20 protein-coding genes are annotated in these 25,229 nt (G+C 38.1%); 12 read left to right on the top strand and 8 right to left on the bottom strand.

All coding sequences use genetic code 11. The features are described 5' to 3' along the window. Nucleotides 1-93: 93 nt before the first annotated feature. On the bottom strand, nucleotides 94-666 hold the full coding sequence (locus EU510_RS06385) for a short-chain dehydrogenase (protein WP_149592757.1): 573 nt from the start codon (nucleotides 664-666) through the stop codon (nucleotides 94-96). 193 nt (nucleotides 667-859) lie between these two features. Here EU510_RS06385 and arfB point away from each other — a divergent pair, with 193 nt between their 5' ends. The 4 genes from arfB to EU510_RS06365 all read left to right on the top strand — a co-directional run bounded on the left by arfB (nucleotide 860) and on the right by EU510_RS06365 (nucleotide 3,808). Beyond that, the gene (gene arfB, locus EU510_RS06380) at nucleotides 860-1,273 is read left to right on the top strand and encodes an alternative ribosome rescue aminoacyl-tRNA hydrolase ArfB (protein WP_149592756.1); all 414 of its coding nucleotides are present in this window, start codon (nucleotides 860-862) and stop codon (nucleotides 1,271-1,273) included. Between the two features lie 467 nt (nucleotides 1,274-1,740). Beyond that, the gene (locus EU510_RS06375) at nucleotides 1,741-2,484 is read left to right on the top strand and encodes a ferredoxin--NADP reductase (RefSeq protein ID WP_149592755.1); all 744 of its coding nucleotides are present in this window, start codon (nucleotides 1,741-1,743) and stop codon (nucleotides 2,482-2,484) included. Nucleotides 2,485-2,734: 250 nt separating this feature from the next. Then, nucleotides 2,735-3,478, top strand: coding sequence for a nuclear transport factor 2 family protein (locus tag EU510_RS06370; protein ID WP_149592754.1), 744 nt, complete (start codon nucleotides 2,735-2,737; stop codon nucleotides 3,476-3,478). 9 nt (nucleotides 3,479-3,487) lie between these two features. Beyond that, nucleotides 3,488-3,808: a hypothetical protein gene (locus tag EU510_RS06365; protein WP_002962108.1), complete on the top strand. Its 321-nt coding sequence runs from the start codon at nucleotides 3,488-3,490 to the stop codon at nucleotides 3,806-3,808. A gap of 287 nt (nucleotides 3,809-4,095) precedes the next feature. Here EU510_RS06365 and hemH read toward each other — a convergent pair whose 3' ends face one another. Beyond that, nucleotides 4,096-5,115, bottom strand: coding sequence for a ferrochelatase (hemH, locus tag EU510_RS06360; RefSeq protein WP_149592753.1), 1,020 nt, complete (start codon nucleotides 5,113-5,115; stop codon nucleotides 4,096-4,098). A gap of 74 nt (nucleotides 5,116-5,189) precedes the next feature. Continuing rightward, entirely contained in the window at nucleotides 5,190-6,518 is a 1,329-nt protein-coding gene (locus EU510_RS06355) for an HD domain-containing phosphohydrolase (RefSeq protein ID WP_149592752.1), read from the bottom strand. 224 nt (nucleotides 6,519-6,742) lie between these two features. Here EU510_RS06355 and EU510_RS06350 point away from each other — a divergent pair, with 224 nt between their 5' ends. From EU510_RS06350 to arfA, 3 genes are all read left to right on the top strand, one after another. Then, the gene (locus EU510_RS06350; RefSeq protein WP_149592751.1) at nucleotides 6,743-7,696 is read left to right on the top strand and encodes a sensor histidine kinase; all 954 of its coding nucleotides are present in this window, start codon (nucleotides 6,743-6,745) and stop codon (nucleotides 7,694-7,696) included. A gap of 254 nt (nucleotides 7,697-7,950) precedes the next feature. Beyond that, the gene (locus EU510_RS06345; protein WP_149592750.1) at nucleotides 7,951-10,491 is read left to right on the top strand and encodes a TonB-dependent receptor plug domain-containing protein; all 2,541 of its coding nucleotides are present in this window, start codon (nucleotides 7,951-7,953) and stop codon (nucleotides 10,489-10,491) included. A 409-nt stretch (nucleotides 10,492-10,900) separates the two neighbouring features. Beyond that, nucleotides 10,901-11,101, top strand: a complete 201-nt coding sequence (gene arfA / locus EU510_RS06340; protein ID WP_002963106.1) for a ribosome alternative rescue factor ArfA — start codon at nucleotides 10,901-10,903, stop codon at nucleotides 11,099-11,101. Between the two features lie 155 nt (nucleotides 11,102-11,256). On the opposite strand, the gene EU510_RS06335 is transcribed toward arfA, so the two are convergent. From EU510_RS06335 to EU510_RS06325, 3 genes are all read right to left on the bottom strand, one after another. Further along, the gene (locus EU510_RS06335; protein WP_149592749.1) at nucleotides 11,257-12,855 is read right to left on the bottom strand and encodes an ABC-F family ATPase; all 1,599 of its coding nucleotides are present in this window, start codon (nucleotides 12,853-12,855) and stop codon (nucleotides 11,257-11,259) included. Between the two features lie 270 nt (nucleotides 12,856-13,125). Next, entirely contained in the window at nucleotides 13,126-13,863 is a 738-nt protein-coding gene (locus EU510_RS06330; RefSeq protein WP_149592748.1) for a substrate-binding periplasmic protein, read from the bottom strand. Between the two features lie 20 nt (nucleotides 13,864-13,883). Next, nucleotides 13,884-14,621, bottom strand: a complete 738-nt coding sequence (locus tag EU510_RS06325; RefSeq protein WP_149592747.1) for a substrate-binding periplasmic protein — start codon at nucleotides 14,619-14,621, stop codon at nucleotides 13,884-13,886. Between the two features lie 342 nt (nucleotides 14,622-14,963). Between EU510_RS06325 and EU510_RS06320 the strand changes: the two genes are divergently transcribed. The 5 genes from EU510_RS06320 (at nucleotide 14,964) to EU510_RS06300 (ending at nucleotide 20,936) form a co-directional block, all read left to right on the top strand. After that, complete coding sequence (locus EU510_RS06320; RefSeq protein WP_149592746.1) at nucleotides 14,964-15,560, top strand: class I SAM-dependent methyltransferase; 597 nt, start codon at nucleotides 14,964-14,966, stop codon at nucleotides 15,558-15,560. Continuing rightward, a complete protein-coding gene (locus tag EU510_RS06315; RefSeq protein ID WP_149592745.1) occupies nucleotides 15,557-16,657 on the top strand; it encodes an HNH endonuclease in 1,101 nt (366 codons plus the stop codon). Before EU510_RS06320 ends, EU510_RS06315 begins: the two co-directional genes overlap by 4 nt. 567 nt (nucleotides 16,658-17,224) lie before the next feature. Further along, nucleotides 17,225-18,451, top strand: coding sequence for an ABC-three component system protein (locus tag EU510_RS06310; RefSeq protein WP_149592744.1), 1,227 nt, complete (start codon nucleotides 17,225-17,227; stop codon nucleotides 18,449-18,451). 2 nt (nucleotides 18,452-18,453) lie between these two features. Further along, complete coding sequence (locus EU510_RS06305) at nucleotides 18,454-18,963, top strand: ABC-three component system middle component 4 (protein WP_149592743.1); 510 nt, start codon at nucleotides 18,454-18,456, stop codon at nucleotides 18,961-18,963. After that, complete coding sequence (locus EU510_RS06300) at nucleotides 18,963-20,936, top strand: AAA family ATPase (RefSeq protein WP_149592742.1); 1,974 nt, start codon at nucleotides 18,963-18,965, stop codon at nucleotides 20,934-20,936. The genes EU510_RS06305 and EU510_RS06300 overlap by 1 nt, the downstream gene beginning before the upstream one ends. Here EU510_RS06300 and EU510_RS06295 read toward each other — a convergent pair. Further along, on the bottom strand, nucleotides 20,933-21,610 hold the full coding sequence (locus EU510_RS06295; RefSeq protein ID WP_149592741.1) for a hypothetical protein: 678 nt from the start codon (nucleotides 21,608-21,610) through the stop codon (nucleotides 20,933-20,935). The two genes, EU510_RS06300 and EU510_RS06295, sit on opposite strands and share 4 nt — an antisense overlap. Before the next feature lie 52 nt (nucleotides 21,611-21,662). Next, nucleotides 21,663-24,815: a DUF3427 domain-containing protein gene (locus EU510_RS06290; protein WP_149592740.1), complete on the bottom strand. Its 3,153-nt coding sequence runs from the start codon at nucleotides 24,813-24,815 to the stop codon at nucleotides 21,663-21,665. Nucleotides 24,816-25,229 lie beyond the last annotated feature (414 nt).

Here is a 25,229-nt window from a genome sequence, read left to right as displayed (position 1 = left end):
TAAATAAAAACGGGGGAGTATTAAATACTCCCCCGTTTTTTATGCGTTTTAATTTCACGGCTAGACAAGCCCGCTTTTTTAAAGCAATAAAACTTATAAAAGTGCAAAAAGCTTTTGTAGTTGTGGCATATATTCGCTCACAAGTTCAAGGTTGTTTTCGCTTACTAAAGATTCTGTAGACTCCTCAGCTGCGCTTGATGACTTACCAAACGAACCCATTAATGAGCTAGCGCCTTTATCTTTAGCACTTTTCATACTTTGAAAACCGCTCATTACTTTATTAGCAGTTTCTTGATTATCAGCCGAAAGGCCCGATTTAAGATTTTCGATATAAGCCATTGATACTTCAGAACCTACAGTTACTAGCTGCTCTGGCGTAAAACCGTAACGGTTTGTAACACTCGCAAAGCTTTTGTACAGGTCTTGTTCTTTAATCATGCTTAATGCACTGTTAGCTAAAGAGCTTTGTTCGCCAACACTTTGATCTGCAGAACCACCTAGCATACTTGCTAAATCTAAGTCTTTTAACGACTCTTGGCTGCTTGCCCAGTTAGTAACCGCTGGCAGTGCTTTCATATAGCTTTGAAGTTGACCTTCGTTAATATCCTCTGCAAGGCTTGAGAAACTCATCGCTAATAAGCTAAGTGATACAAGTATTTTTTTCATTGAGCATTTCCTGTTGTTTAATTAACGCTATTTAAAACTAAATGTAAGCGCTTGCCAATACATAACTAAAGTATTAGGTGTATTTAGGCTATAAAGTAGTATAAATACTTTAAAGTCCTATAACTTAAGCTGATTCAGCACAAATATAGTTACAAATGTTATAATGCATTTTTGTCGATAAGAGCTGAACGTAATGTTAACTATTTCAAATACTGTCACTATAGATGAATGGGAACTAGAGCTAACCGCTATTCGTTCGCAAGGTGCCGGTGGCCAAAACGTTAACAAAGTAGCCAGTGCTATTCATTTACGCTTTGATATTAATCGCTCAAAGTTACCTGACTTTTACAAAGAGCGACTACTAAAGCTAAACGACTCGCGCATTACTAAAGAAGGCGTTTTAATAATAAAAGCGCAAAGCCACCGCACACAAGAACTAAACCGCGAAGATGCCCTTAAACGCTTAAAAGATTTAATACTCAGTGCTACCGTTGTCAATAAAGCGCGCCGAGCTACTAAGCCTAGCCGTAATTCACAACGCAAACGTATGGATAAAAAAACCAAACACGGCCAAAACAAAGCACTACGAGGTAGTATAAAATTTTAGTTTAATTTAATTGCAAACGCGGGGCAGTTTAAAAACGCAGTTTTTAAACTGGTTAAGTAGTTAGAAGCTTTACTGATCGCGTGAGAAACTTCTGTGCCTACAACATCATATTACCTCCTATAAAACCTAACTCATAAACACAACTTTTTGTTAGCCCGTGAAGCTGTAAGTCTTTGTCACTTAATGCTAGTGTTTATAAATAAAACTTACTTTTAAGTGAGTCATTTAAAACTTAATACCAATTAGCTTAATTAAGTTGTCTATTTTGAGGTAAGAAAATCGTGTCGATAACAAGGTAAAGTTTCGTTATTTAGTTGTTATCACTAATTGCTCCTGCATTGCTCTACCTTCTGCATCCATGCAGTCATAAATGAGAAATTTTTAACGAAGTTAACGTGCGGTTTAATCTCTCAAATTGATTAGGTATTATTGCAGGTTGATATAACTAGCTAAACCAAGGGGTAACTATGTCTAACTGGGTTGAAGCAACAGTAAAAAGCGTAACATGGTGGAGCGAAACACTCTTTAGCCTAACCGTAAATGCAAACGTAGAGCCATTTAAAGCAGGGCAGTTTACAAAGCTTTCGATAATGGATGGCGACAAGCGCATTGCTCGTGCTTATTCTTATGTAAATGCACCCGAAAATCCCGATCTCGAGTTTTATCTTATCAACGTAATTGACGGTTTGCTTTCTCCTCGTTTAGCTACATTACAACCTGGCGAAACCGTACTTATAGAACAACACGCAACTGGCTTTTTTACCCTTGATGAAATACCACAAAGCGATCAGCTTTGGATGTTAGGAACAGGTACCGCCATAGGACCTTTTTTATCAATATTACAACAGCCTGATGTATGGAAAAAATACAAAAGCATAAACTTAGTGCATGGTGTGCGTTTTAATAACGATTTAAGCTATCAGGCACTTATTAACGAGCTATTAAGAGTGTACCCAGAACAACTCAACTACATTCCGGTTGTAAGTAGAGAGGAGCCATTGGAAGGCTTAAGTGGGCGAATTACTAACGCAATTGAGAGCAACGGCTTGTTTGAATATGTAAAATTAAACCCTGAGCCTAGTAACGCGCAATTTATGATTTGCGGAAATCCACAAATGGTAAAAGACACAACCGCGCTACTTCTCGATAAAAATTTTACGCGTAACCGCCGTAAAAACCCCGGCAATATTACGGTAGAGCAGTACTGGTAGGCTTCAGTGGTGGTATTAACTACCCGATAACGTTAAAATTTGCTATGTTGCACCCTTATACCAATTTTATCAAAAATATGATCATTCTATTGCATTAAATAACTCACTAACTGCGTTAAAAGTTATTCATATAGAACATCTATATGTCACAATTTTCGCCTTGTTATAGTGCTATTTTTTAACGCTATAGTAGATGACTTATTTAATTTAATTGGTATTACACGTATTTAGTGTTCATTTTAGGAAAGTTATGAAACCGTTATCTATTATTTTAGCCTCTTTAATCACTACCGTTGCGCTAATTACTTATGCCGCAGAGCAAAGCGACCCTGAGCAAAAAGAGCCACAGGTTGAAGCTCAAACAAGCGTTGAAAAACCAAAAGTTGAAAATGAGCAATCAGTAACTCAAACCAACACTGACGACAAAGTAAATACGCTTGAATACAAAGCACCAGAGCTTAAAAAGCCAATAATTGATGCAACTAAACCAGACGATTCAAAGGTACTGGGTAACGAGCAAATTAAACCTGCTGAAAAGCCTAAAAATAAAATAGAAAAAGCAGTGGCTGTAGCCGAAGCTGAAAAAGCTGTAACGCAAGCAAAAGAGGCTCTTACAGTTAAGCAGCAAACTAAAGCTAAACAATCGCGCGAATCACTTGCTGTGGTAGAGCGATTAGTTAAAGCATATAACGCACGTAACATTGAAGAGTTTCTTCGTGTATATGCCGAAGATGTTGAGTTTTATATTTTCCCTAATGAGCTATTATTTAAAGGTAAAGAAAAACTAATAGAACGTTATGGGCTAATGTTTAAAAAGTTAAAGTGTATTCACTCATCACCAATTAAGCGCATAGTGCACGGTGATATAGTGATTGATCACGAACTTTCAGAAACCTGCTCAACTGACGAAAACGTAATTGATAAACGCTCAGAACTTATTTCGAGTTATCAAATTAAAGATGGGAAAATAGTACGCGTACTGTTTTTTAGATAAAGGCTTTAAATGCAAATAAATGACGACAAAAAAATTCGCTTAATGTATCGCATTGAGCCAGGTTGCCTTGGACCTAAGGGTGCTGAGCATATTGAAGATTTTTGTCGTTTTGCAAACAAGCATATTAAATCCCCCTTTTATGGCCAATTTGTATTTTTACCTCGTTACGATAAAACCATAGACGAGCGACAATATAGCGTTAACAGCCGTAATTTATCACTTGCTCAGGCTCGGGCTTACTTAAAGCACTTTGATATTAATATTGAAGAATTTGAAGAACAACTCGACGAGCTCCTCACAAAAGCGATTGATTTATACTTTAAGCGATAGCGTTTAATTGTCGTTGCTTAGGTATTGCCTCCCCTCAAACGTACATTTTTATTTATTTTAATTATTATTAAAAATATAAGTAATTTCTTTCACAAAGATAAGGTAATCAGTAATAACTGAGAAAAACCAGATCAGCCAATATGTATCACTTACTCTAAAAGCGCAGCGCCTCTTAACCTCTTTGTGAATTAATTAACTAAATATTTTAAAAGCCTTAAAAACAAAAAAAGCGGTGTTAATTTTAACACCGCTTAATGCGAAATATATTTAGCTTTAGTAAGCTTGGGTTACAACATAGGTTTTATAACATCAAACACAGCTTCAATATGGTCGTCTCTGTCGTTTAGTGCCGCTATGTAACGGTATTTTTTACCTCCTGCATTTTCGAATATTTCACGATTTTCACCTTCTAGCTCTTCAAGTGTTTCTAGGCAGTCGGCACTAAAAGCAGGGCTGATAATAGCTACATCGGTAATACCCTCATCAGGCAGGGCTTCAAGCGTCGCATCGGTATAAGGCTTTAACCACTCGGCTTTACCAAATCGACTTTGAAAAGTACTAATTACTTTGTCTTTATCAAGGCCTAGTTTTTCGACAACTAAACGCGTGGTTTGTAAACATAGGCAATGGTACGGATCTCCTCGCTCTAAAAACAATTTTGGCATACCGTGATACGAAAAAACAATTTTTTGTGGCATACCATTAGCTTCTAAATCTTCACTAATACTATTAGCAAGCGACTCAATGTAACGGGGGTTTTTATGATAGCCATTTATAAAATGAAGCTCTGGCACCCAACGCCATTTACGCAATACGCTTGATACCGCATCAAACGTAGAACCCGTAGTTGGGCTAGAATATTGCGGATACATTGGTAAAATAATTATACGCGTTAAGCCTTTATCACGAAGTTCTTCAAGGCCTATCTCTATTGACGGGTTGCCATAACGCATTGCCATTACTACTTCTGTATTGGTATAACCTTGCTCTTTTAATAAGGTATTCAACTTTACGCTTTGTTGGCGAGTAATGTGGGTAAGTGGTGAGCCGTTTTCGGTCCATATACTTTCATATAATTTAGCCGAACGTTTTGGGCGTACGCGTAAAATAATGCCATGTAAAATTATCATCCATACCAAGCGCGGTATTTCTACAATGCGTGGATCTGATAAAAATTCGCGTAAATATGTACGAAGCGCAGCCGCTGTTGGTGCATCAGGGCTGCCTAAGTTAGTTAGCAGTATTCCCGTTTTTTGGTTAAAACGCCCATCATGGGGGTTGTCAGTAACCGCAGAAAATCGCGACACAGAGTGCTCCTTCAAGCAAATTCAATAATCTATTTTATGCACATTGTAACGAAAAAAACTGCAATTTAGATCAATCATTTAGCAGTTTTCACCATTATTCTGAATGGGGTTGGTTTTTTCGATTCTAGCTGTTGAAGTTTTTCTATCGATTTACGGCTAAATACATGACCTTTAGGCAGTAACATTATACCCGTATGGCTGTGTAGAGCATGGCCGAGTACCATTTGATCTTTAAGTTCATGGGCATTACAAATTAGCACTGATCCGGCGGTGCTTTTTTGTTCATGTAATTTTGCATGGCTTGCTTCAAGTGCACGTACAATTTTAGGATGGTAAAACGATCCACTATAAAGTTTTACACTTTCGAGTGCATCATCGTGGCGCTGCTTTTCATCACTTGCATTGCTCTGCTCAAACGCATCCCAGTAATCGCGCGCTAAACCAAGCACCATAGCGCCTATCGGTATGTCGTTTCCGGCAAGGCCTTTGGGCATTCCGTTTCCGTTAAAGCGCTCAAACTGATAATAAATAGCATCTGATAAGTCATGTAAATGCATTGCGGGCATTAACATTAATTGTGCAGTACTTGGGTGAGTATAAAAGGTTTTACGTTGTTGCTCATTTAAGCGGTTAACTGGTTTTTTATAAAGATCTGGATCCATAGCAAGCAAGCCTATTTGCGCTAAGTAACCAGCCATCGGGGCAAGATCAATGCTTTTTTGCGACAAGTTTAAATAAAGTGCTATTTGTGTACAGGTATTAGCAATATTTTGTGCTTTGTTGCCATCTAGGTAAGGGTTTGCGTTAACAAAATTATATAGCAGCTCTACGGTCGATTTATGCTCTTGTTTTTCGCGCTCGTTGGCGTCTTCAAGCTTTTTTAAAACCTGTTTGATTTGTAAGGTGCGTTTTTCTACTCGTTGCTCAAGCGAATTATTAAGCTCTAGCAACTCTTGGTTTTGCGCTTTAACTTGTGCCTCTAATTTTTTATTTTGTTTTTTTAGTGCAAATTTTTCTAGGCTATCTCTAATGCTACGAAGTAATAAATCGTTTTGCCAAGGCTTTTGAATATAACCATTTATTTGGCCCTGATTAACAGCCGCTAAGGTGGTTTGTATGTCGGCGTAGCCGGTTAATAAAATGCGTTGAGTATCGGGTGCCAGCGCACGTGCTTTTTCTAAAAACTCGGCGCCGTTCATTACCGGCATACGCATATCGCTGATAATTAAACCAAATTCATGATTTTTAAAAAGCGTTAGTGCGCTTTGCGGGTTATCGCTAACAATAACCGACAGGCCATTTACTTCAAGTAGCCGTGTTAACGTGCGTAGTACTATTTCATCATCATCAATGCAAAGTACATCAACCTGATTTATTGGTGTGCTTGGTGTTACTTGAGTCATTGAGTCGCCTTTAAATTATTTCTGGTTAAATAATAGCTTAAAAAAATATTCTATGGTGTGTTTGAGCCTACCTTTTATATTAAGTGGTACTTACATAACGGGGTTATTAGTAATAAGTGGATAATTACTCATGCATAATATTAGGCCTTGTCCACACTAAAGTTGCAAATTTGCATACAGACGACTAAACGTTAAGTATAAAGTTACTTATATGGATGAAGGGAATGGATGGATCAAATGGTAATTTTGAACGTGCTTTTTTAAACGAACAAAAGCTGCGCTTAGCTGCAGAGCAATTACTCAAAGATAAAAGTAGCGTTTTAGTTGCCATAAATAATGAACTACAAAAAAAAGTAGCCGACTTAGAACATCAGCAAATGCTGTTTGTACAAACAGAAAAAATGGCGACCTTAGGTACACTGAGCGCGGGCGTTGCCCACGAAATAAATACCCCACTTGCCTATGCAATGAGTAACGTAGAGAGCCTACAAAACGCAAGCCCTTTACTGGTAGCGCTGCTAAAACTTAACGAACAATATTTAAATAACGAAATTAAAGAGAGCCGTTTTAAACACGAAATCGATATACTCAATTTACAGTATCCGTTCGCGTGGATTTATAACAATTTGCAGGGACAAATTAACGACAGCGTTGAAGGACTTAAACGAATTAAACAAATAGTGCATGACCTATTAAACTTTGCCCACCCCACCTCTTCGCAAGATAAACAATTAGCCGATATAACAACGGGCGCTAATAATGCTTTAAGGCTATTGAGTAGCAAACTTAAATTATGCGAAATAAAAACGCGGTTTGAACCCCTACCTCTCATTTGGTGTAATTTATCGTCCATTAATCAGATTTTTGTAAACCTTTTAATGAATGCTTGGCAAGCTTGCGAGTTAGATTTAGAAAAAGGCTGCATTATCGAAGTGAATATTTTTGAACTAAACACAAATATTTGTATTGAAATAAAAGATAACGGTTGTGGAATGAATGAAGACACAATAGCGCATATGTTTGACCCTTTTTACACAACAAAAGAAGTCGGAAAAGGCACCGGTATGGGTATGACACTTGTATACGCTATGGTGAGCGATCACGGTGGAAAAATAGAAGTTAACAGTATATTAGGCACAGGTACGACCATCCGCTGCCTATTTCCTTTAAAAGGGTAAAATAACGAACAAAACCGCATTGTAAGTAAAGCGTTAAACATTCTGTTTTGTGATGTTTAATTCTTTATTAGCGCACATTTCAATCAATTTGATGTGGTTTTTTCTTATCTTGAAGTTTATTTGCATACTTATACCAAATATTTAGTTTTTTCATTTCTTTTTGTTTGCATATGTTGCTAGGATGTTTGCAACAGGTTATGAGCATCATAACCACACACATATTATTAAGAATACAAAAAAACAGGGTCGTCACTATGTCAACATACCGTTTAAACACACTTGCTGTAGCCGTTGCTTTCGCGTTTAGCGCACCAAGCATTGTTAACGCAGAAGAAGCACCAGTGCAAGCTGCTAAAAACATAGAGCAAATATCTGTATTAGGGTCGCGTGTATCTAACCGTACCTCTACAGAATCTTCTTCTCCTATTGATTTAATTGACGCAGATGATTTAACTAAAGGTGGTTTTACCGAGCTAGGCCAAAGCCTACAAGCGACAGCACCTTCGTTTAACTTTTCGCGTACACAAGTATCAGACGGTTCTGATTTATTTAGACCCGCGACACTTCGCGGCTTACAACCAGATCAAACCCTTGTATTAGTAAATGGTAAACGTCGTCATAACCAATCAATTTTTGGCCTTAATGGTACAGTAGGTGCAGGCGCTGCGGGTACCGATATGAACGCCATTCCGCTAACAGCGCTTAAAGGCGTTGAAGTATTACGCGATGGCGCTGCAGCGCAGTATGGCTCTGATGCTATTGCAGGCGTAATTAACTTATCTCTTAATAACTCAACCGGTATTACAACGGGTTTTGTACAATACGGCGGCACAAGTGAAGGTGACGGCGACACTATTTCAGCAGGTTTAAACCGTGGTTTTGAATTAGGTAACGAAGGCGGCTTTATTAACCTATCGCTTGAGTACCGTGATGCAGACGGCACTAACCGCGCAGAGCGCGATACGGGTGGTTCGCTTAATGTTGAACCAGGTACGCTAAGTGAAGATGTACGCTGGGGCCAAGGTAACTCAGAAAGTGAATTTACGTCGTTATTTTACAACATGGCATTACCAATGGGCGACGGTGAGCTTTACTCGTTTGGTGGCTACTCAGAGCGTACGGCGCTGGGTAATGGTTTTTACCGTAACTTTAACGAAGCCTCTAAAAACGTAACTCAAGTATATAGTGATGGTTTTTTACCGCGCATATATAACGAAGCACAAGATATTTCAGTAGCGCTTGGTTTTAAAGGCGATATAAACACAGATTGGACTTACGATGTATCGGCTGTTTATGGCGAAAACCAATACGATTTTACATCACGTAATACATTAAACGCTTCTTACGCGGCTGAGTATTTATTTAACAACCCAAGTGCAAGCGATGCCGACATTGCAGCAAACGCAGGCCCTACTGGTGGTTACTCAGGTGGTTTTAGATTTGATCAAACAACGGTTAACCTTGATGTAAACGGTATTGTAGATATTGGCCGTAGTGAGCCTTTATACGTAACAGTAGGCGCCGAATACCGTAAAGAAAACTACGAAATAGTACCTGGCGATGAAGCATCGTACGCGTGTGGTTTAGCAAATATGGATACCTCGTACCCATCTGTAAACGATCAGGATCAATTTGCACAGTGTGGTTTTCAAGCTTATAACGGCCTACGCCCTGAAGCAGCTAACGACAGCGACCGTAACAGCTACGCAGTTTATGTAGACGTAGAAACCATGATCACCGACGCATGGAACGTAAGTGGTGCGCTACGTTATGAAGACTTCTCAGATGCTGGGGATGATTTAATTGGTAAATTAGCAACACGTTATGAATTTTCAGATGACTTTGCAGTACGTGGTGCAGTATCTACTGGTTTTAGAGCGCCATCACTTCAACAAAGTGGTTATACAGCGTTTACAACTAACTTAGGCTCAGACGGCACGTTAACGCAGTCGTTCACGGCAAACACAGGGACCGCTTTCCCAAGTGCGTTAGGCGTAGATAGCTTAGAGCTTGAAACCTCAACAAACTACAGTGCAGGTTTTGTTTACGATGTAACAAGCGAGCTTTCGTTAACGGTTGATTTTTACCGTGTAGAAATTGAAGACCGTATTACACTTGGCAGCTTACTTACCGCTGACGACGTATCGTTTAGCGGTGATGCAGTTGCAGCGCTACAAGCAACGGGAGCTGTGCAAGCTAACTACTTCTCAAACTCAGTTGATTCTACTACGCAAGGTATTGATATTATTGCATCGTACCGCACAGAAGTTGAAGGCGGTAATTTAGGAGTAACTTTTGCAGGTAACCTAAACGATACCAAAATTGACGGCGTAAACGCTGAAGACGGTATTCCTGAAGCGGTTGCTTTTGATGATTTACAACGCAGCTTTTTTACCGACGGACAACCGAGCGAACGTGCAACGCTTACGTTTGACTACGAACGCGATGCCTACACATCAACCATTCGTTTTAACTACTTTGGCGAAACAGACGTAAAATACTTTGGTAACGACCATATTTCATTACCAGGTGAGCTTTCGCCTACGGGTTCATTTAAACCAACAAGTACGGTTGAGTCTGCGGTGTTAGTTGATTTAAACGTTAGTTACCAAATTAATGACATGTTTGCACTTTCGGTAGGTGCCGATAACGTATTTGACGAAACGCCAGATGAATTAGGTGATGACGAAGTACTTAATTTTATCACCAACGGCGCATTTAAATATCCTGTACGTGCATTACCTTACGGCTTTGACGGCAGAACGTACTACGCAAAAGTAAGCTTTAGTTTTTAATTAAAGCTAAAAACTATTTAACCTGAACTCTGGTTAAGAGATATACCAATATATTTTATTATGATGATATTTAAGCTTATTTCTCTAGCCAGAGGTTTTCAGTGAAAACAAGGCGAATTTACGCGTCAATAGCTAGCCTATTGCAAGTAAATTCAACGCAGTTAGCGCTGAAAATAGCTGCTAGAGATAGATTTATTATCCAGAGTTCAGGTTATCTATTAAGCGCAGTTATTAACTGCGCTTTTTTATACTTTTTTATTATAAAAAAACACTTATTGGGCATTAAAAATACTTGCGCGGTTGAAAATTAAGCCTACAATCGCCATCTCTTAAATAGGCTAATATAAAAGCCTTTTTATTATTTAAATCCAAGTTTTACTTAAAGTAACCATTAGTTAATAGGAAATATATGACTAAAAAATCTAAAGCAAAAACCGCAAACACCAGCGCGGTAGACACAGGGCGAGGCGTTATAAACCACAATGCGCTAGCGGCAATGGTCACCTCTAAATTATTTAAACCACAAGTAGTTAAAGCTAAAAAAGGCAAAGGCTCGTTTAAACGCAACAACAAGCATTCAGGACAAGAGTCCTATTTAATCGCGGCTTAAATAGCACCGATCAAATAGGGCTTTTGACTGAGCTATTCATACCTGCAAGCTACGCGCCCACAAGGGTTATATGAAAACGCCTAATTTAACTATTCACCACACATAAAAAAACGGCGCTAAATTTAGCACCGTTTTTATAAGCAATAAGAAAAAGTTTACGCTTTTTTCTCTTCACAACTTGCTAGGTATTCGTCAAACGTACCTTGGAAGTCGATTACTTTTTTATCTTTAATATCAATGATACGCGTAGCTAATGACGAAACAAACTCACGGTCATGGCTTACAAAAATAAGCGTACCTTCAAAGTCTTTAAGCGCGTTGTTAAGCGCTTCAATGGCTTCCATATCCATGTGGTTAGTTGGTTCGTCCATAACAAGCACGTTAACGTCTTGCATCATTAATTTACCAAATAACAGGCGATTTTTTTCACCACCAGAACAGTTACGCGCTTTTTTGTTTGAATCGTCTGCGGTAAACAACAAACGGCCTAACATGCCACGAACCATTAAATCGTTGTGCTTAGCTGTACGCCATTGCGACATCCAATCAAACAACGTTAAATCGTTATCAAAATCTTTAGTGCTGTCTTGCGGGCAATAACCAAAGCTCGCATTTTCAGACCATTTAATTTCGCCTTCGTTACTTTTAAGCTCATCTACTAAACAGCGTAAAAATGTAGTTTTACCCACACCATTTTCGCCAATTACAGCAAGCTTAGCGCCTGCTTCAAGTAAAAAGTCGCCGCCGCTAAATAACGTTTCGCCATCAAAACCATGGCCAAGCTTATTAACTTCAAGCGCTTGGCGATACATTTTTTTACCTTCGTCAAACGAAAGCGATGGACTCATACGGCTTGAAGATTTAACTTCATCAAGCTTAATTTTATCCATTTTTTTAGCGCGTGAACTTGCTTGCTTAGCTTTTGAAGCATTAGCACCAAAACGGTTAACAAAGTCTTGTAGCTCGTCAATTTCAGCGCTCTTTTTAGCGTTTTCAGCTAAAAGTTGCTCGCGTTGTAAGCCCGCAGCTTCTAAAAATTTCTCATAGTTACCAGGGTAAATACGCAGCTCACCGTAATCAATATCGGCCATGTGTGTACATACCGAGTTTAAAAAGTGACGGTCATGCGAAATAATAATCATCGTACATTTACGTTTGTTAAGCTCGTTAGCAAGCCACGTAATTGTATGAATATCCAAGTTATTGGTAGGCTCATCAAGTAGCAAAATGTCAGGGTTTGCAAATAACGCCTGCGCTAAAAGCACACGTAGTTTCCAACCTGGAGCAACGTTTGCCATTAAACCGTAATGAAATTCTTTATCGATACCCGCTTCAAGCAAAATCTCTTCAGCGCGGCTTTCTGCCGTATAACCGTCCATTTCAGCAAATACACTTTCAAGATCGGCTACTTTCATACCGTCTTCTTCGCTCATTTCTGGTAACGAGTAAATACGTTCGCGTTCTTGCTTTACTTTCCAAAGCTCTACGTCGCCCATAATTACGGCATCAACTACGCTAAACTCTTCAAAAGCAAACTGGTCTTGGCTTAGGTTACCTACTTTTAACCCTGGAGTAATAGATACATTGCCCGCACTTGGAACAAGCGCACCGCTTAAAATTTTCATGAAAGTCGACTTGCCGCAGCCGTTAGCGCCAATTAAACCGTAACGGTTACCGTTACCAAATTTAGCTGAAATGTTTTCAAACAACGGCTCTGCGCCAAACTGCATCGTAATATTTGCGGTGGAGATCAAAAAAGGTAATCCTAGATTAGTACTGACAGGAGTACGCTGCAGCAAAACGCCACAAACAAGAACCAGACAATAGGGTAAATTAGCTGGCGAATTATACAGATCAGCCACAACGAATGAAAGATAAAAGGCAGCTAATTTATAACCAAGTAAAAATAACGGCAATTCTCGGTTTTAAGTCACTATTTTTAGCGTATGTGGCGTTGAATATACTCCCAGCCACCAAGCAACATTAAAGAGCAGGCACCAAATAGCTAAGTTATCACCTATGTTTTAATGCACAGGTTGATAAATTGACTTTATAGCTGCCTCATTTTTAGTAATTAACTGATTAACAGTTGCCACGTCATCAAGTGTGAGCGACTTCTTGCTTAGCATAAAATGCACATTGTTAACGTTAATCGGTGTAATAGTTTTTACCTGCGAAATTGAGGAGTGTTTTTTTACAAAGTACTGCGCAACCGCAGAGTCTTCAATAACATAGTCGATTCGTTTTTTATCTAACATGGTAAATCGATTATTTGCTTGAGCAGTAAGTACGACCTGTTTTGAATATTTGGTTTTGAGTTGTTCAAGCTCATCACCAAAAAAGCTTCCTCGGTTAATACCTGCTGTAAAATCTTGACTAAAAAGATCAGCCAAGCTGGTTACATCAGCTGAATCTTTGTGTTTATAAAGCAGCATTATTTCTTCGCGATAAGGCAAACTAAAGTGCGCATATTGAGCGCGTTGCTTTGTATAACTTGCCGCATAGGTTATATCTACCCGACCATTTTTAAGCTCAGCTTGAACACGCGAAAAACTCGGAAAATAAGTCCATTTAATACAAAATTTTGAATCTTCAAAAATAGCCTTAACAGCATCCACTTCTGTGCCTAAAAATCTATCACCTTGCTTAATTAAATATGGCGCCCAATTGGTTTCGTTGGTGCCCATTATTAATGTTTTAGTACATGCGAGGGCATTACATTGAGTAAATAAAAAAATAAACGCCATTAGTAAAGTTTTCATACAAGGTCCTTACAAACGTGTTACTCAAATAGCGCTTTAAGTGCGGCTCTATTTTGCAAAATAAGCTGGTTAATTACTTTAACGTCGTCAACCGACACTGTTTTTTTGCTAAGCATTAAGTGAATGTCGTCTTTGTTTATTGCATTAAAGTTGGGCATAGCCACCAAGCTTATACCTCGCTTACTAAAATAAGTGCCAACAAGCTCGTCTTCAATGGCAAAATCAATGCGTTGTTTATTAAGCATTTCAAAGCGTTTACTGGTTGCGCTGGTGTATTCTATTTGGCTTTTATGGGTTGATTTATATTGCTCAAACTCAGCGCCATAGTAACTACCAAAATTAGCGCCAATGGTTAAACCTTGGTTAAAAATATCAGCCAAACTTTTAACTTTATGCGTATTGTTTTTATTTTGGTATAAGCGCATTACCTCAGTGCGATAGCTGTTGGTATAGTGCACAAACTGTGCACGTTTATCGGTATAACTTGCCGCCCATCCTAAATCTATTCGGCCATGCCTAATCTCTGTAAAAGCACGTTTAGAATTTGGCAACATTTTAACTTCAAAACAAAAAGGGGAGTCTTTAAAAATAATGTTTAACGCATCTACTTCACTACCTTGTAACTGGCCGTTCATACCCATTACATAAGGTGGCCAAAAGGCATCGTGCGAGGCAACGGTGAGCGTTCTTTCGCAGGCAAAAACACTCAAAGAGGTACTAGATAGCAAACACAGTAATACGGTTTTTATTTTATTCATTGCGCCTCAAAAAGAGTAATTTTTTGTTTATTATTAAAACAGTATAAACCAGCTTTTGTATTTTAGCGGCACGGGTTTGTGTGAATATGTAAAAACCATCAGTAATTATGAGAATGCCAGTATGCAGGTGTTTATAGAAGGGCGTTTGTATTGCATTTTAAATTTTATACTGCGTATGTATCACTTAACATCAGTGCTTAATAACAATGGCGTATTAATTTAAAAATTTCTACTTATTAAGCCTATATTTAATGCGCTTGTTCCTGTAGATTAAACAAATAATGAATGCAGTATTAACAGTGCCTTAGCTGTTAAACGATTAGCCAAGGAGCGGTGAGTCTCGTGTCAAACACCACACTTACTTATTACAACCAAAATGCCAAAGCTTTTAGCGACTCAACACTTAACGTTGACGTGTCGGCGCTTTATGTTGAGTTTTTACCGCACGTTGCACAGCACGGGAGTATTTTAGATGCCGGTTGTGGCAGTGCGCGCGATGCCGCTTTTTTTAAAGCGCAGGGTTTTACTGTAAGTGCATTTGACGCAAGCCCAGAGCTGGCAGAGTTGGCAAGCAGTTACTTACAACAACCTGTAGCGGTTAAAACATTCCAAGAGCTAGATTGTGTAAATCAATACGACGGTATTTGGTGCTGCGCTAGTTTATTACACGTTCCAAAAGCTGAGTTACCGCAGGTGTTTTTAAACCTACAAAATGCGCTTAAATCGAATGGCGTTTTGTATGTATCGTTTAAATATGGCGATACAGAGCGTGTGCATAATGGCCGTGAATTTACCGATTTAAACGAAAATGCTTTAACGCATTTACTTAGCGCTACGCAGTTAAAAGTTATTAAACAATGGCAAAGTGTTGACAAGCGACCAGAGCGCGAAAGTGAAGTGTGGTTAAATGCGCTTATAAAAGTAGTACACGTTTTATGATTGGATCAATGCAACAACAGCTCGACTTTATTGCTTACATTCAGCGCTTATTAGTTGAAGGTGATTTTAGTGCTACTTATAAGTTTGCACTTTTACATGCACTGGCTGATATTAGTATCGAAAAACACCACGCGGATCCGCAAGCACAGTTACAAATAAAATTTGATGAATTAGTCGACAAATTTATTACTTTATATTGGCACCAAGCGTCGCCATTTGGTGCAATTGGTAATAATAGAGAGCAACTACTTTTACAAAATACCAACTCTAATAAACAAGCCAAAATTATAACTACGCTTCATGATGCAAAATTAAATAATATTAATTCAATTAGCCAATTAAAAAAGAGCGACAGTTGGAAAAATATACGCAGCTCAACATTACAAACCATTAAAGACGGCCCGCTTTGGCTATTACAAAAATTAAATGGCAAAGAAGAGTGCTTCTTGTATCCCCATATTAAAGGCCAATCATACATCACCTTAAATGAAGGTATTGCAGGCTGCTTTAGGCGTTTTTACGACTTAGTTGTTTATTTAGCAAAAAATGCATGGCTGCAAAAAATTCAAAGTATTAAGCATAATCAAGCCTTAATTGGCCCACAAAGCCAATTACACGAATTTTTATTCGGCTTTGATCGCAATGCACTGAGTAAGGCCAAGCCTGTGTTGATAGAGCTTCAGCACGGTAATTGTTTTTATTGCCAAAAACCGTTGAACAGTAAAACCGAGGTTGATCACTTTATACCGTTTGCTCGCTACGCAAATGATTTAGGTCATAACTTTGTGGCAGCACACAGCACCTGTAATAACAGTAAAAGTGACTTTTTAGCTGCGCAACTTCACCGCGAACGTTGGCAAGAACAAAATTTAGTAGTTAATAGCCAGCATTTAACAAGTGAACTGAGTAATTACTTTAATTGCGATTCAAATAAGTCGCTTTCGGTTAGCAATTGGGCCTACCAAGTAGCGCAAGCTAACAGCGCTAAATTGTGGGTAGCCAAAGGTTATTTTGAAGAGGCGCCAGGTTTTAAATATCAGCAACCAAGTGCAGGGTTTGATTTAGTGGCGGAAGAAAAGCCAAGGTATGACGTGTAATGAATAATTTGTAGTTCGTGCCGTAGGCGGGAGTTTACCTCGCGCTTTGGGTTGTAGGCGCAGAGCTTGCTCGCGCGAAAAGCGAAGCTTTTAAATTTCGGCGTAATTAATGTGTAGGTGCGATTTTATATCGCGTTCATAAATTGGTGTTTTGATGTGAGTTTAAAGGATTAAAAAACCTCTATTCGAGGTTATATCGCGTTGGCGATGGCAACCAAAGGGCGGCTGCCGCCGACCGCCCTTTGGAATCCCACGGCGCACCCGAGGATCACACAGTGTCTTCAACTTACGTTAATGATGTGAACGTAACCAGCGTAGATAGGCCATCCATGGCCAAGCTACGCTTTGTACAGCATCCATGCTGTAAATTACTCATCATTAACTCAGTTTCAGGTGTGATCACGGGGAATTGGCGTGTGCTGGTAGATTAAAGGTTATGAATATAGGCACTAATATATTCCATACTTTTTATGATTTTAATTTTTCAATGGCTAGATTGTTACTATTCAAAGCAACATTAGCTACTTATTTAAGGATGGTAATGACAAATGTCTAAAGGAAAAATTTATGCAGGATGAAAACTTCACCTTTTATGAATCAAAAGAGTCATGTAAGAATTTAATTTTGTTTATTCATGGCTTTACTGGTGATTCAGAAACAACATGGGTGAATGCCAACGGTAAATCTTTTGCTTCTCTTTTATTAGAGGATGATTATATCAAAGAAAATTTTGATATTGCCTCATATAGTTACTTTACAACACTGCTAAACCTTTTCGCTGACGCGAAAGTAAAGCTCCGTCGTTTAAAAGCCATAATAAGAAGAGTCACACATAAAAAGGAAAAAAACTTGGACATCGATGAGTTGTCTAATAACTTATCAACTCATATACGTTTTACGTTAAAACAATATGACAACATCTATATTGTGGCTCATAGCATGGGGGGATTAATTACAAAAAACTTGATCAATAACGATATCTCTAAAAGTGGTACTACTTGTGTTAGGTTATTTGTTTCTTTAGCTGTACCTCATCAGGGGTCTGAGCTGGCTGTGTATGGCAAATTAATAAGTAATAACCTTCAAATACAGAACTTAAATCCAGTTCAGCAATTTATTAATAATTTGAACCAAAATTGGGTTAATTTAGATGAAAAACCTACTACTAAATACTTGTATGGTACTTACGACGAGGTAGTGACAAAGCATAGTGCAGTTGCAGTTGATAAAATTGAAAAAGATGTGGTGTCGGTACCTGATGACCATAACTCTATTTCTAAACCAGAGAATTCAACTTCAGTTGTTTGCAGTATTGTAAAAAACTTTATAATTGAAGAGCATACACATACTAAGTTATATGAAGTTGGTCGTCAGTCGTTATCAGATTGCACTCAATATGAAGAAGAGATTTTTGTACTTAAAATGCTTGTCGCGGATATTGCAAAACACTCTAGAGATAATGCGAAAGAGTTATTCTTTAATGCTGAATATATGCGTAAGTTACTTAGTTCAAAATACGATCAAAAGTATCTCACAGAGATGATAGAGAATATACGTGAACTCTATAAAGATTGTTATGATATGTATCTGGCTGATGGGAATATGAATTCAGGTCAACTCTTATCAGAGGTACATAGCAGGATATCTGCTCAAGACTCGACACTACTGAAAAGCTTTATACCAGCATTAAGATTGTATCATAAAAAAGGCATGTTACATCAGATGGCTAACAATCAAGAGCTTGATATTTGGTGGTGTAAAGAACAGAGTTTAAATCCTAAAACAGGTAATTAATAATGAAATTACCCTTTATAAATCCAGAAAATGACTTAAATCTAAATCTTGCAATTTTGATTATCATAGTTAGAACTTTAAGTCACACAAAACGACAAACTTTGAAGTTAAATAATGAACGTCTACATATTTATTATTTCTTGGTAAAAAACCCTGTAAAGCTTAATAAAGTGATGGAAATCTTGGGCAAAGCAAAGGTGCTACTTAGTGAACGAAATTCATATTCTATAGCTTCTATTTCTGCAAATTTAGATCCATTGTTTGATAGAGAAGGGTTGAAATCATTATTAACAATTCTTACGGCTCAAAGTTTAGTAAAAGTAGAATATAAAAAAAATGATGGTTTTTTCTATCAGTTAACAGCTAAGGGTTATGAGCTTTCAGATTTATTTACTGAAAACTATTTCAAAGAAGTAGCACTTAACTGCAACAAACTAAAACAAACATTGAGCTTAAGTCAAAGCAGTTTAAACAATATACTAGGGCAAATAATGAGAATGGACGCATTTTAATGGCAAGTAATATTTTAATTAATCAGGTTATAGTCGTTGGTAGGAATAAAAATTATCAAGTTAATTTCAACCCTGGTGTGAATATAATTTACGGGGATTCAGCGACAGGGAAATCAAGCATACTTAATATAATTGATTACTTATTAGGTGGAAAGAAATTTAAATCTTATCCTGAAATTGAGTTAGCAGGAAGGTACGCAGCGTTAGATGTAACACTTAATGAAGATAGGTATACAATCAAACGTGATCTTTTTAATCCAAATCGAGTGGTTGAAGTATATCCTTGTGCGTATGATAAAATAGGTGAATATGCAGCTACAAACTACTTACCAAATTTCAGTCCGAATACAGAATATCCAGAGGCGGGATTTTACTCAGACTTTTTGTTAGACGCTTTGAATTTTAGTAGGGTAAAACTTAAAGAAGCACCAACTAAAGATGACTCCAAACAAGTTAGAATGAGCTTTAGAGATCTTTTTAAGTATAGTTATATCAACCAAGATGTTTTAGGTAGTGAAAAGTTTCTCAAGTCTGATAATTGGGCTGTACAAACAAAAAATAAAGAAGTATTTAAATACATTTTTAACGCCTTAGACAGTAACATTAGTAATTTAGAAGGGCTTATTTCTGAGAAAACCAATCAAAAAAATAAGCTAGATAAAACATTCAAAACTGTTTCTGAGTTTTTACGAGATGCAGAATTTGGCACGCTTACGACACTAGATGATGAAATAGACGCTGTAGATGCCGAAATACTGAATATTAGTAAAGAAATAGCTAAATTGAATGAAACACAAGCAGAAGATCCTGAAATATATCAAGCCTTAAGAACTGAATTGGCAAATTTAGCAATGGAACGTAGAGTTATTAATGCAGATATGCAGGAACACCAATTAAAGATTGAACGGTTTACCCGACTAAAAAATGATTATTTAAATGATATTAGTAAATATAAAGCGTCTGTTTCAGCGAAAAAGATTATTGGTGAGGTTGAGCAAGAGATTGAATTATGTCCTGTTTGCGATAATACTTTTGAAGTTACCGTTGCTAGAGAAAATTTTGAAATAATTGCTAATGAGAAAATATATAGTGAAATAAATCTTCTCAAAAGAAGAGCCAAAGAAACGGAAAGTATTGCAAACAAAGCAAAGTTTGATTGGGAAAACTGTCAATTAAAATTAAAAGAGATAGAAGCTGCTGAGCAAGAAGCGTACATACTTCAAGAAAAGAACACGGCAGTTACCCCCAAAATTGCTGAAAGAGATATATTTGTTTCAACACTTGGAGAATTAAATCAGCGCCGCAAAGAGCTCGTTTCAAGATTAAAGGTAAGAAATAAGCATAATAATTTATCAATATCGAAAGAGTCTATTGAAAAAAGTATTATAAGTTTACAAGAACAACTAGAGGAACTACGTAAAAGTACACCAACAATGACAGAAATTCTAGAAAGTTTAGCTGATAGCTTGCAGTCTTATCTTCGCTTTATTCGCATAAAGTCACCTAAAGGAGTGAGCTTTGACAAAAAAACTTTTTATCCAAGAGTCCGAGATATAGAATATTCTGATATTACATCTGGTGGTTTAAGAACCATAGTAGGAATCGGTTATATGTGTTCATTGATGGAAGAAGCTTTAAATAATAAGATCAATTACCCATCATTTTTAATGATTGATACTGTTGGTAAGTATTTAGGTAAAACTAAAGAGCAAAAATATAAAGAAGTAAGTAATCTTGATGCTGATCGAAGTGAAGCCGTATCAGATCCAGCTAAATATAAAAATATATATGATTTCATAATTGGATTGGCCGAAAAATATGAAATTAATAATAAAACTTGTCAATTTATCTTAGTTGATAATGATGTCCCTGAGCATATTGTAAATGACCTAAAAGGTTTTATCGTTGCCCACTACAACTCAGAACGATTAAATGGTTTGCCGGTAGGTTTTATTGATGATGCTGATTATTAATAATAGAAGATGTTGTACAATAAATTATGGCTAATAAGTCCATTTGAGCCTAATGCTTTAACCAATTCGCTATACTCATTTCGATAAAAGTTAACTAATGGGTTGGGTTTCCCTGTTTCTAAGTTAGTTAACTTGTCATAATTCTCAAGAAGATCTTTTAATAAGAAAAGATCTTTTTCAATGTATTTAATGATTTTATAATCGTCACTACTAGTGTCATTGCATGCGTCATATAGAAGTTTGAAATCGAGGTTTTTATTATAATCTGCACCACCCAAGATAATTTTATGTAAAGAAAGAGTTTTTTCTTTGAATCTATTTTCATTGTAGTTTTTGTTAAGACGCTCAGTAACTTTTTGAATTACTTTATAAGTATCATCTTTTTGTTGTTGGTTGGAAATAAGTGAAAGTTGCTGCTCATTAGCATTTGCTACACGGGTAAACTCTTTTCTTGTTTCTTTTAGTTCTGTATTTTGTAAAACAATTGTCATTAATAAACAAATAAATGATAGAAAGGCAAAAATGGGATTTAATGTTCCTCCAATGAAATCTCCAAAAGCTCCCCATTGCTCAATCGGTGAATCTGGTGAGAAGCCGAATTGAGCAATTATACTACATAATACAGATATCATTATTACAAAGGCGGCAAGAGCAAGGCCACGTAAACTTTTCATTTGTTATTCCTTAAAAATATTTAAAATTTGATTTAATCAAAGTTTTAGCTCATCACCCAACCGCCAACTTCCCAGCCTCATGCCACATCTCACTTGGCATGGGGTTGGTTAATTTCCACGTTATATTCATCGGTTGGCTGCCATTGTGGCTTTGGTACTTAACTTCGCCGTAGTTTACAAACCCCATAGTTCGGCCGTTTTCATCTTTGCCTTGTTCTCGCACAAATAACAGGATGGTTTTGCCTGTTTGTTGGTGCTGAATGTAACTTAGGCCGCGGCCGTGTACTGGTCGGGCGCTGTTTTGTGTTTGCCAATGGAACAGGGTGGGGCTGATTGCGTAGTCGTGATACAGCGTTGTAGGCGAGTAGCTTTTTTCGCACTTATTAAGTGTTACAAATAACAGCTCTAAGTTTTGGTTTTTAAATTCTAAAACGCCTTCGCGGGCAGTCGATTTTTTATCAAACGTGTGCGCCCCAAATGCTGCGAGTATTTGCTGGCGGGTGTAGCGGCTGTGTAATTTTATTGCGTGATTAGGTAGGCATGCTAAATCGCTTTCTTGCTGGTGAATGCGTTTTATTAAAAGCGCAATTACTTGGTTAAGCTCCTGCTGTAACTCTTTGTGTTTAAGTATTTGTAAGCTTTGTTCAAGCGCTTTAAACCCTAAACTTGTACCTGTGTTATCCCAAAAGTTGTAATGCGCCATAAGCGCGTACTGTTGGTTTTGTGCTGTTGGGGTAAAGCTAAAGTTGTTATTACATAAATCACGTAAAAAGCATAAATAACTGAGTGAGTCGCAGCCGAGTAATTGGGTGTTTATAGCGCGATAATACGCGGCGTAAATATCGGCTTGTTCTGCTGGTATTTCATCGCCTTTTAACCAGTGCCAGCCGCCGAGTTTTTTATCTTTTGGTTTGTAGATATCTTCAAGGGTGACTTGTGGGTTTATACGTAAAAAGTTACTTAGTGTAAGCGCGTCATTGGTATGTTGCGGATAGCTATTGATCAGCTGTTGTAAACGGCGTTTGCTGTTTATGGCTTGCTGAATATTTTTTAATATTGTTTGTTGTGTTCGCTTTTGTAGTTCTATACGACAACCCAGCGGTAAATGCGGGAAGTTGTTTTCGACCTCGGTTTTTATTGGTTGGTTGCTTTTACCAATCAATGCGCGGAACTTGCTAGCAAAGTCGTATTCTGGGCGCGCATTGCCAACAAAGTCGAGTACGGTGCAACATTGCTTTTGGCTGTTATCAGGTAAACGCAAGCCACGGCCGAGCTGCTGTAAAAACAGTGTTAAGCTTTCAGTTGGGCGTAAAAATAGTAAGGTATCGACCTCTGGAATATCGACCCCTTCGTTAAAAATATCAACCACGCAAAGTATTTGTACTTCGCCTTGGCGTAGTGCTTGCTGTTTAGCTGCGCGCTCATTGGTGTTTTTGCTGGTCAGTACATCGGCGTTTATGCCTGCTAAGTTAAGCTTAGACGCCATGAATTCAGCGTGTTTTTGGCTTACGCAAAACGCGAGTGCTTTAATAGCGTGTACGTTGGTTACGATATCAGCCAAGCTCGATATAATTTTGTTAGCGCGGCTGTTCTCCCCTGTATAAAGGTTACTTAGCTCGCTTATATCGTAACGGCCGCCTCGCCATGTTATTTGGCTTAGGTCGGTGTCGTCATCCAATCCAAAGTATTGAAACGGGCATAAATGGCGCTGGTTTATTGCCTCTGGCAAGCGTATTTCGGCGGCTATTACACCGCAAAAATCATCGAGTATATTTGCGCTATCTTGTCGCTCTGGTGTAGCGGTTAAGCCAAGTAATATTGTGGGCGTAAAGTAACTTAAAATAGCGCGATAACTGGCCGCGCTTACGTGATGTACTTCGTCTATCACTATATAGTCGTAGTAATCGTGGGTTAAATTGAGCGATTCAATTTGGCTGTTCAGCGTTTTGATTGATGCAAATAATTGGTTGTAGCGCTGTGGTTTGTAGTTACCTACCCACAGCTCACCAAAGTCGTTATTTTTAAGCACGCCGCGATAAGCGCTTTGCGCTTGTTTAAGTATTTCTTCTCGGTGGGCTACAAACAAAAAGTGTGCGTTTGGGTTTTTATCGTAAACAGTTTTAAAGTCGAACGCCGATATTATTGTTTTACCTGTGCCGGTAGCAGCAACTACTAAGTTTTTAAAACGATTATGTACGCTGCGTTCAGCACTTAGCTTTTCTAAAATAGCGAGCTGATGCGTTTTTGGTGTTATATCAAAATAAAACTGGCTGCTTGATTGCCCAACACCGCGTTGCTCGTTAAGTGAATTAATGAGCTTTTCTTTACACTCAACAGCACCTGTAAATAACTCGAAGTCTTTTGATTCCCAGTAGGTTTCAAAGGTACTTTTGGTTTTAGTTATTATGTGCGGAATTTCTTGCGCGGTAATTTTTAAGTTCCACTCAAGGCCGCTGGTAAGCGCCGAATGCGATAAGTTAGACGAGCCAATATAACCGGTATGAAAACCCGTATTGCGCATAAATAAATATGATTTTGCGTGTAGGCGTTCTTGCTGATTGTTATAACTTAGCTTTACTTCGGTATTTGGTAGGTTTGCTAAAAACTCAACGGCTTTAGCATCCGTTGCGCCCATGTACGAGGTAGTAATTACTTTGAGTTTATTGCCGCTTTTGGTAAACGCTTCAAGCTCATTTTTAAAAATTCGCAGCCCTGTCCATTTTATAAATGAGACCAGCCAGTAAATAGTATCGGACGATTTAATCTCGCGCTTTAGTTCGGTTTCGAGCGATATACCTGCATTAGCACCGCTAAATAACTCGCTTTGTGTAAGCCCCGTTAGCGGGAATATATCGCTTGAGTAATCTTTAAGATTCGCCGCAATAGGGTTTTGGGTATTAAACAGCGCGGTAAGTATTCGGCCTTGGCTGTCGATAAGATTTTCGTTAATTAGCTCGTCATCGCGAATATGATCTTTAAGCCAAAGTACAAGGCTGTTAGCTAGGCTAATTTGTTCTTGTAGGCGCTCGTTTGAGTTGGGAATGGCATCGATTGCATGCGTTACAAGTTTGCTTAAAAAGCGTGAAAGCCATGTTGCCGCTTCGGCCGTTTCAAGCTGGCGCTCACCCACATAAAATTGATCACGATTTAAGTTTTGCTCAATTACTTGCGTAATTAACTGCTCGTAAATACCAATTTGCTGCATTAAAACCACTCCCTGTTTGCGAGTGGTTAGTTTACTGAAATGCGGTACAGCTACAAGTATTAATCGACTAAATTACTATTAATCATGAACAAACGTGTGAGTTAAGTATTAGCCGAGAGAGCAATAAAATGACGATGCTAAGAAATTATCCCCTTCAACTTCACCTGCAAACACATAATTAATGAGTAATTACCTCGCATGGATTCGAGGAAAGCGATGCTTGCACATGGATGTGCTTTCATCGCGTTTACGTTCATATTAATTTAGTGTTTAAAGATAAGTGAAATTGAGGGGCGCCGAGAGATTCCAAAGAGAAGTCGGCGGTATCCGCCCCTTGGTTGCCATCGCCAACGCGATATTTGTAAATTATTTTAAAAGCTTCGCTTTTCGTGCGAGCAAGCTGGGCGCCTACAG

It is taken from the genome of Pseudoalteromonas sp. FUC4 (genome assembly GCF_008370255.1).
Classification (GTDB): domain Bacteria; phylum Pseudomonadota; class Gammaproteobacteria; order Enterobacterales; family Alteromonadaceae; genus Pseudoalteromonas.
Note: the sequence above shows the minus strand (reverse complement) of the source record. Positions and strands in the feature narration are given on the sequence as shown.

Excerpts from the sequence above, each read along its gene's own strand:
- EU510_RS06350 (WP_149592751.1), top strand. The coding sequence starts at position 6,743 with ATGGATGGATCAAATGGTAATTTTGAACGTGCTTTTTTAAACGAACAA.
- EU510_RS06305 (WP_149592743.1), top strand. The coding sequence starts at position 18,454 with ATGAAATTACCCTTTATAAATCCAGAAAATGACTTAAATCTAAATCTT.
- EU510_RS06375 (WP_149592755.1), top strand. The coding sequence starts at position 1,741 with ATGTCTAACTGGGTTGAAGCAACAGTAAAAAGCGTAACATGGTGGAGC.
- EU510_RS06325 (WP_149592747.1), bottom strand. The coding sequence starts at position 14,621 with ATGAATAAAATAAAAACCGTATTACTGTGTTTGCTATCTAGTACCTCT.
- arfA (WP_002963106.1), top strand. The coding sequence starts at position 10,901 with ATGACTAAAAAATCTAAAGCAAAAACCGCAAACACCAGCGCGGTAGAC.
- EU510_RS06295 (WP_149592741.1), bottom strand. The coding sequence starts at position 21,610 with ATGAAAAGTTTACGTGGCCTTGCTCTTGCCGCCTTTGTAATAATGATA.
- EU510_RS06315 (WP_149592745.1), top strand. The coding sequence starts at position 15,557 with ATGATTGGATCAATGCAACAACAGCTCGACTTTATTGCTTACATTCAG.
- EU510_RS06290 (WP_149592740.1), bottom strand. The coding sequence starts at position 24,815 with ATGCAGCAAATTGGTATTTACGAGCAGTTAATTACGCAAGTAATTGAG.
- EU510_RS06300 (WP_149592742.1), top strand. The coding sequence starts at position 18,963 with ATGGCAAGTAATATTTTAATTAATCAGGTTATAGTCGTTGGTAGGAAT.
- EU510_RS06345 (WP_149592750.1), top strand. The coding sequence starts at position 7,951 with ATGTCAACATACCGTTTAAACACACTTGCTGTAGCCGTTGCTTTCGCG.
- EU510_RS06310 (WP_149592744.1), top strand. The coding sequence starts at position 17,225 with ATGCAGGATGAAAACTTCACCTTTTATGAATCAAAAGAGTCATGTAAG.
- EU510_RS06365 (WP_002962108.1), top strand. The coding sequence starts at position 3,488 with ATGCAAATAAATGACGACAAAAAAATTCGCTTAATGTATCGCATTGAG.
- EU510_RS06355 (WP_149592752.1), bottom strand. The coding sequence starts at position 6,518 with ATGACTCAAGTAACACCAAGCACACCAATAAATCAGGTTGATGTACTT.
- EU510_RS06330 (WP_149592748.1), bottom strand. The coding sequence starts at position 13,863 with ATGAAAACTTTACTAATGGCGTTTATTTTTTTATTTACTCAATGTAAT.
- EU510_RS06370 (WP_149592754.1), top strand. The coding sequence starts at position 2,735 with ATGAAACCGTTATCTATTATTTTAGCCTCTTTAATCACTACCGTTGCG.
- arfB (WP_149592756.1), top strand. The coding sequence starts at position 860 with ATGTTAACTATTTCAAATACTGTCACTATAGATGAATGGGAACTAGAG.
- EU510_RS06385 (WP_149592757.1), bottom strand. The coding sequence starts at position 666 with ATGAAAAAAATACTTGTATCACTTAGCTTATTAGCGATGAGTTTCTCA.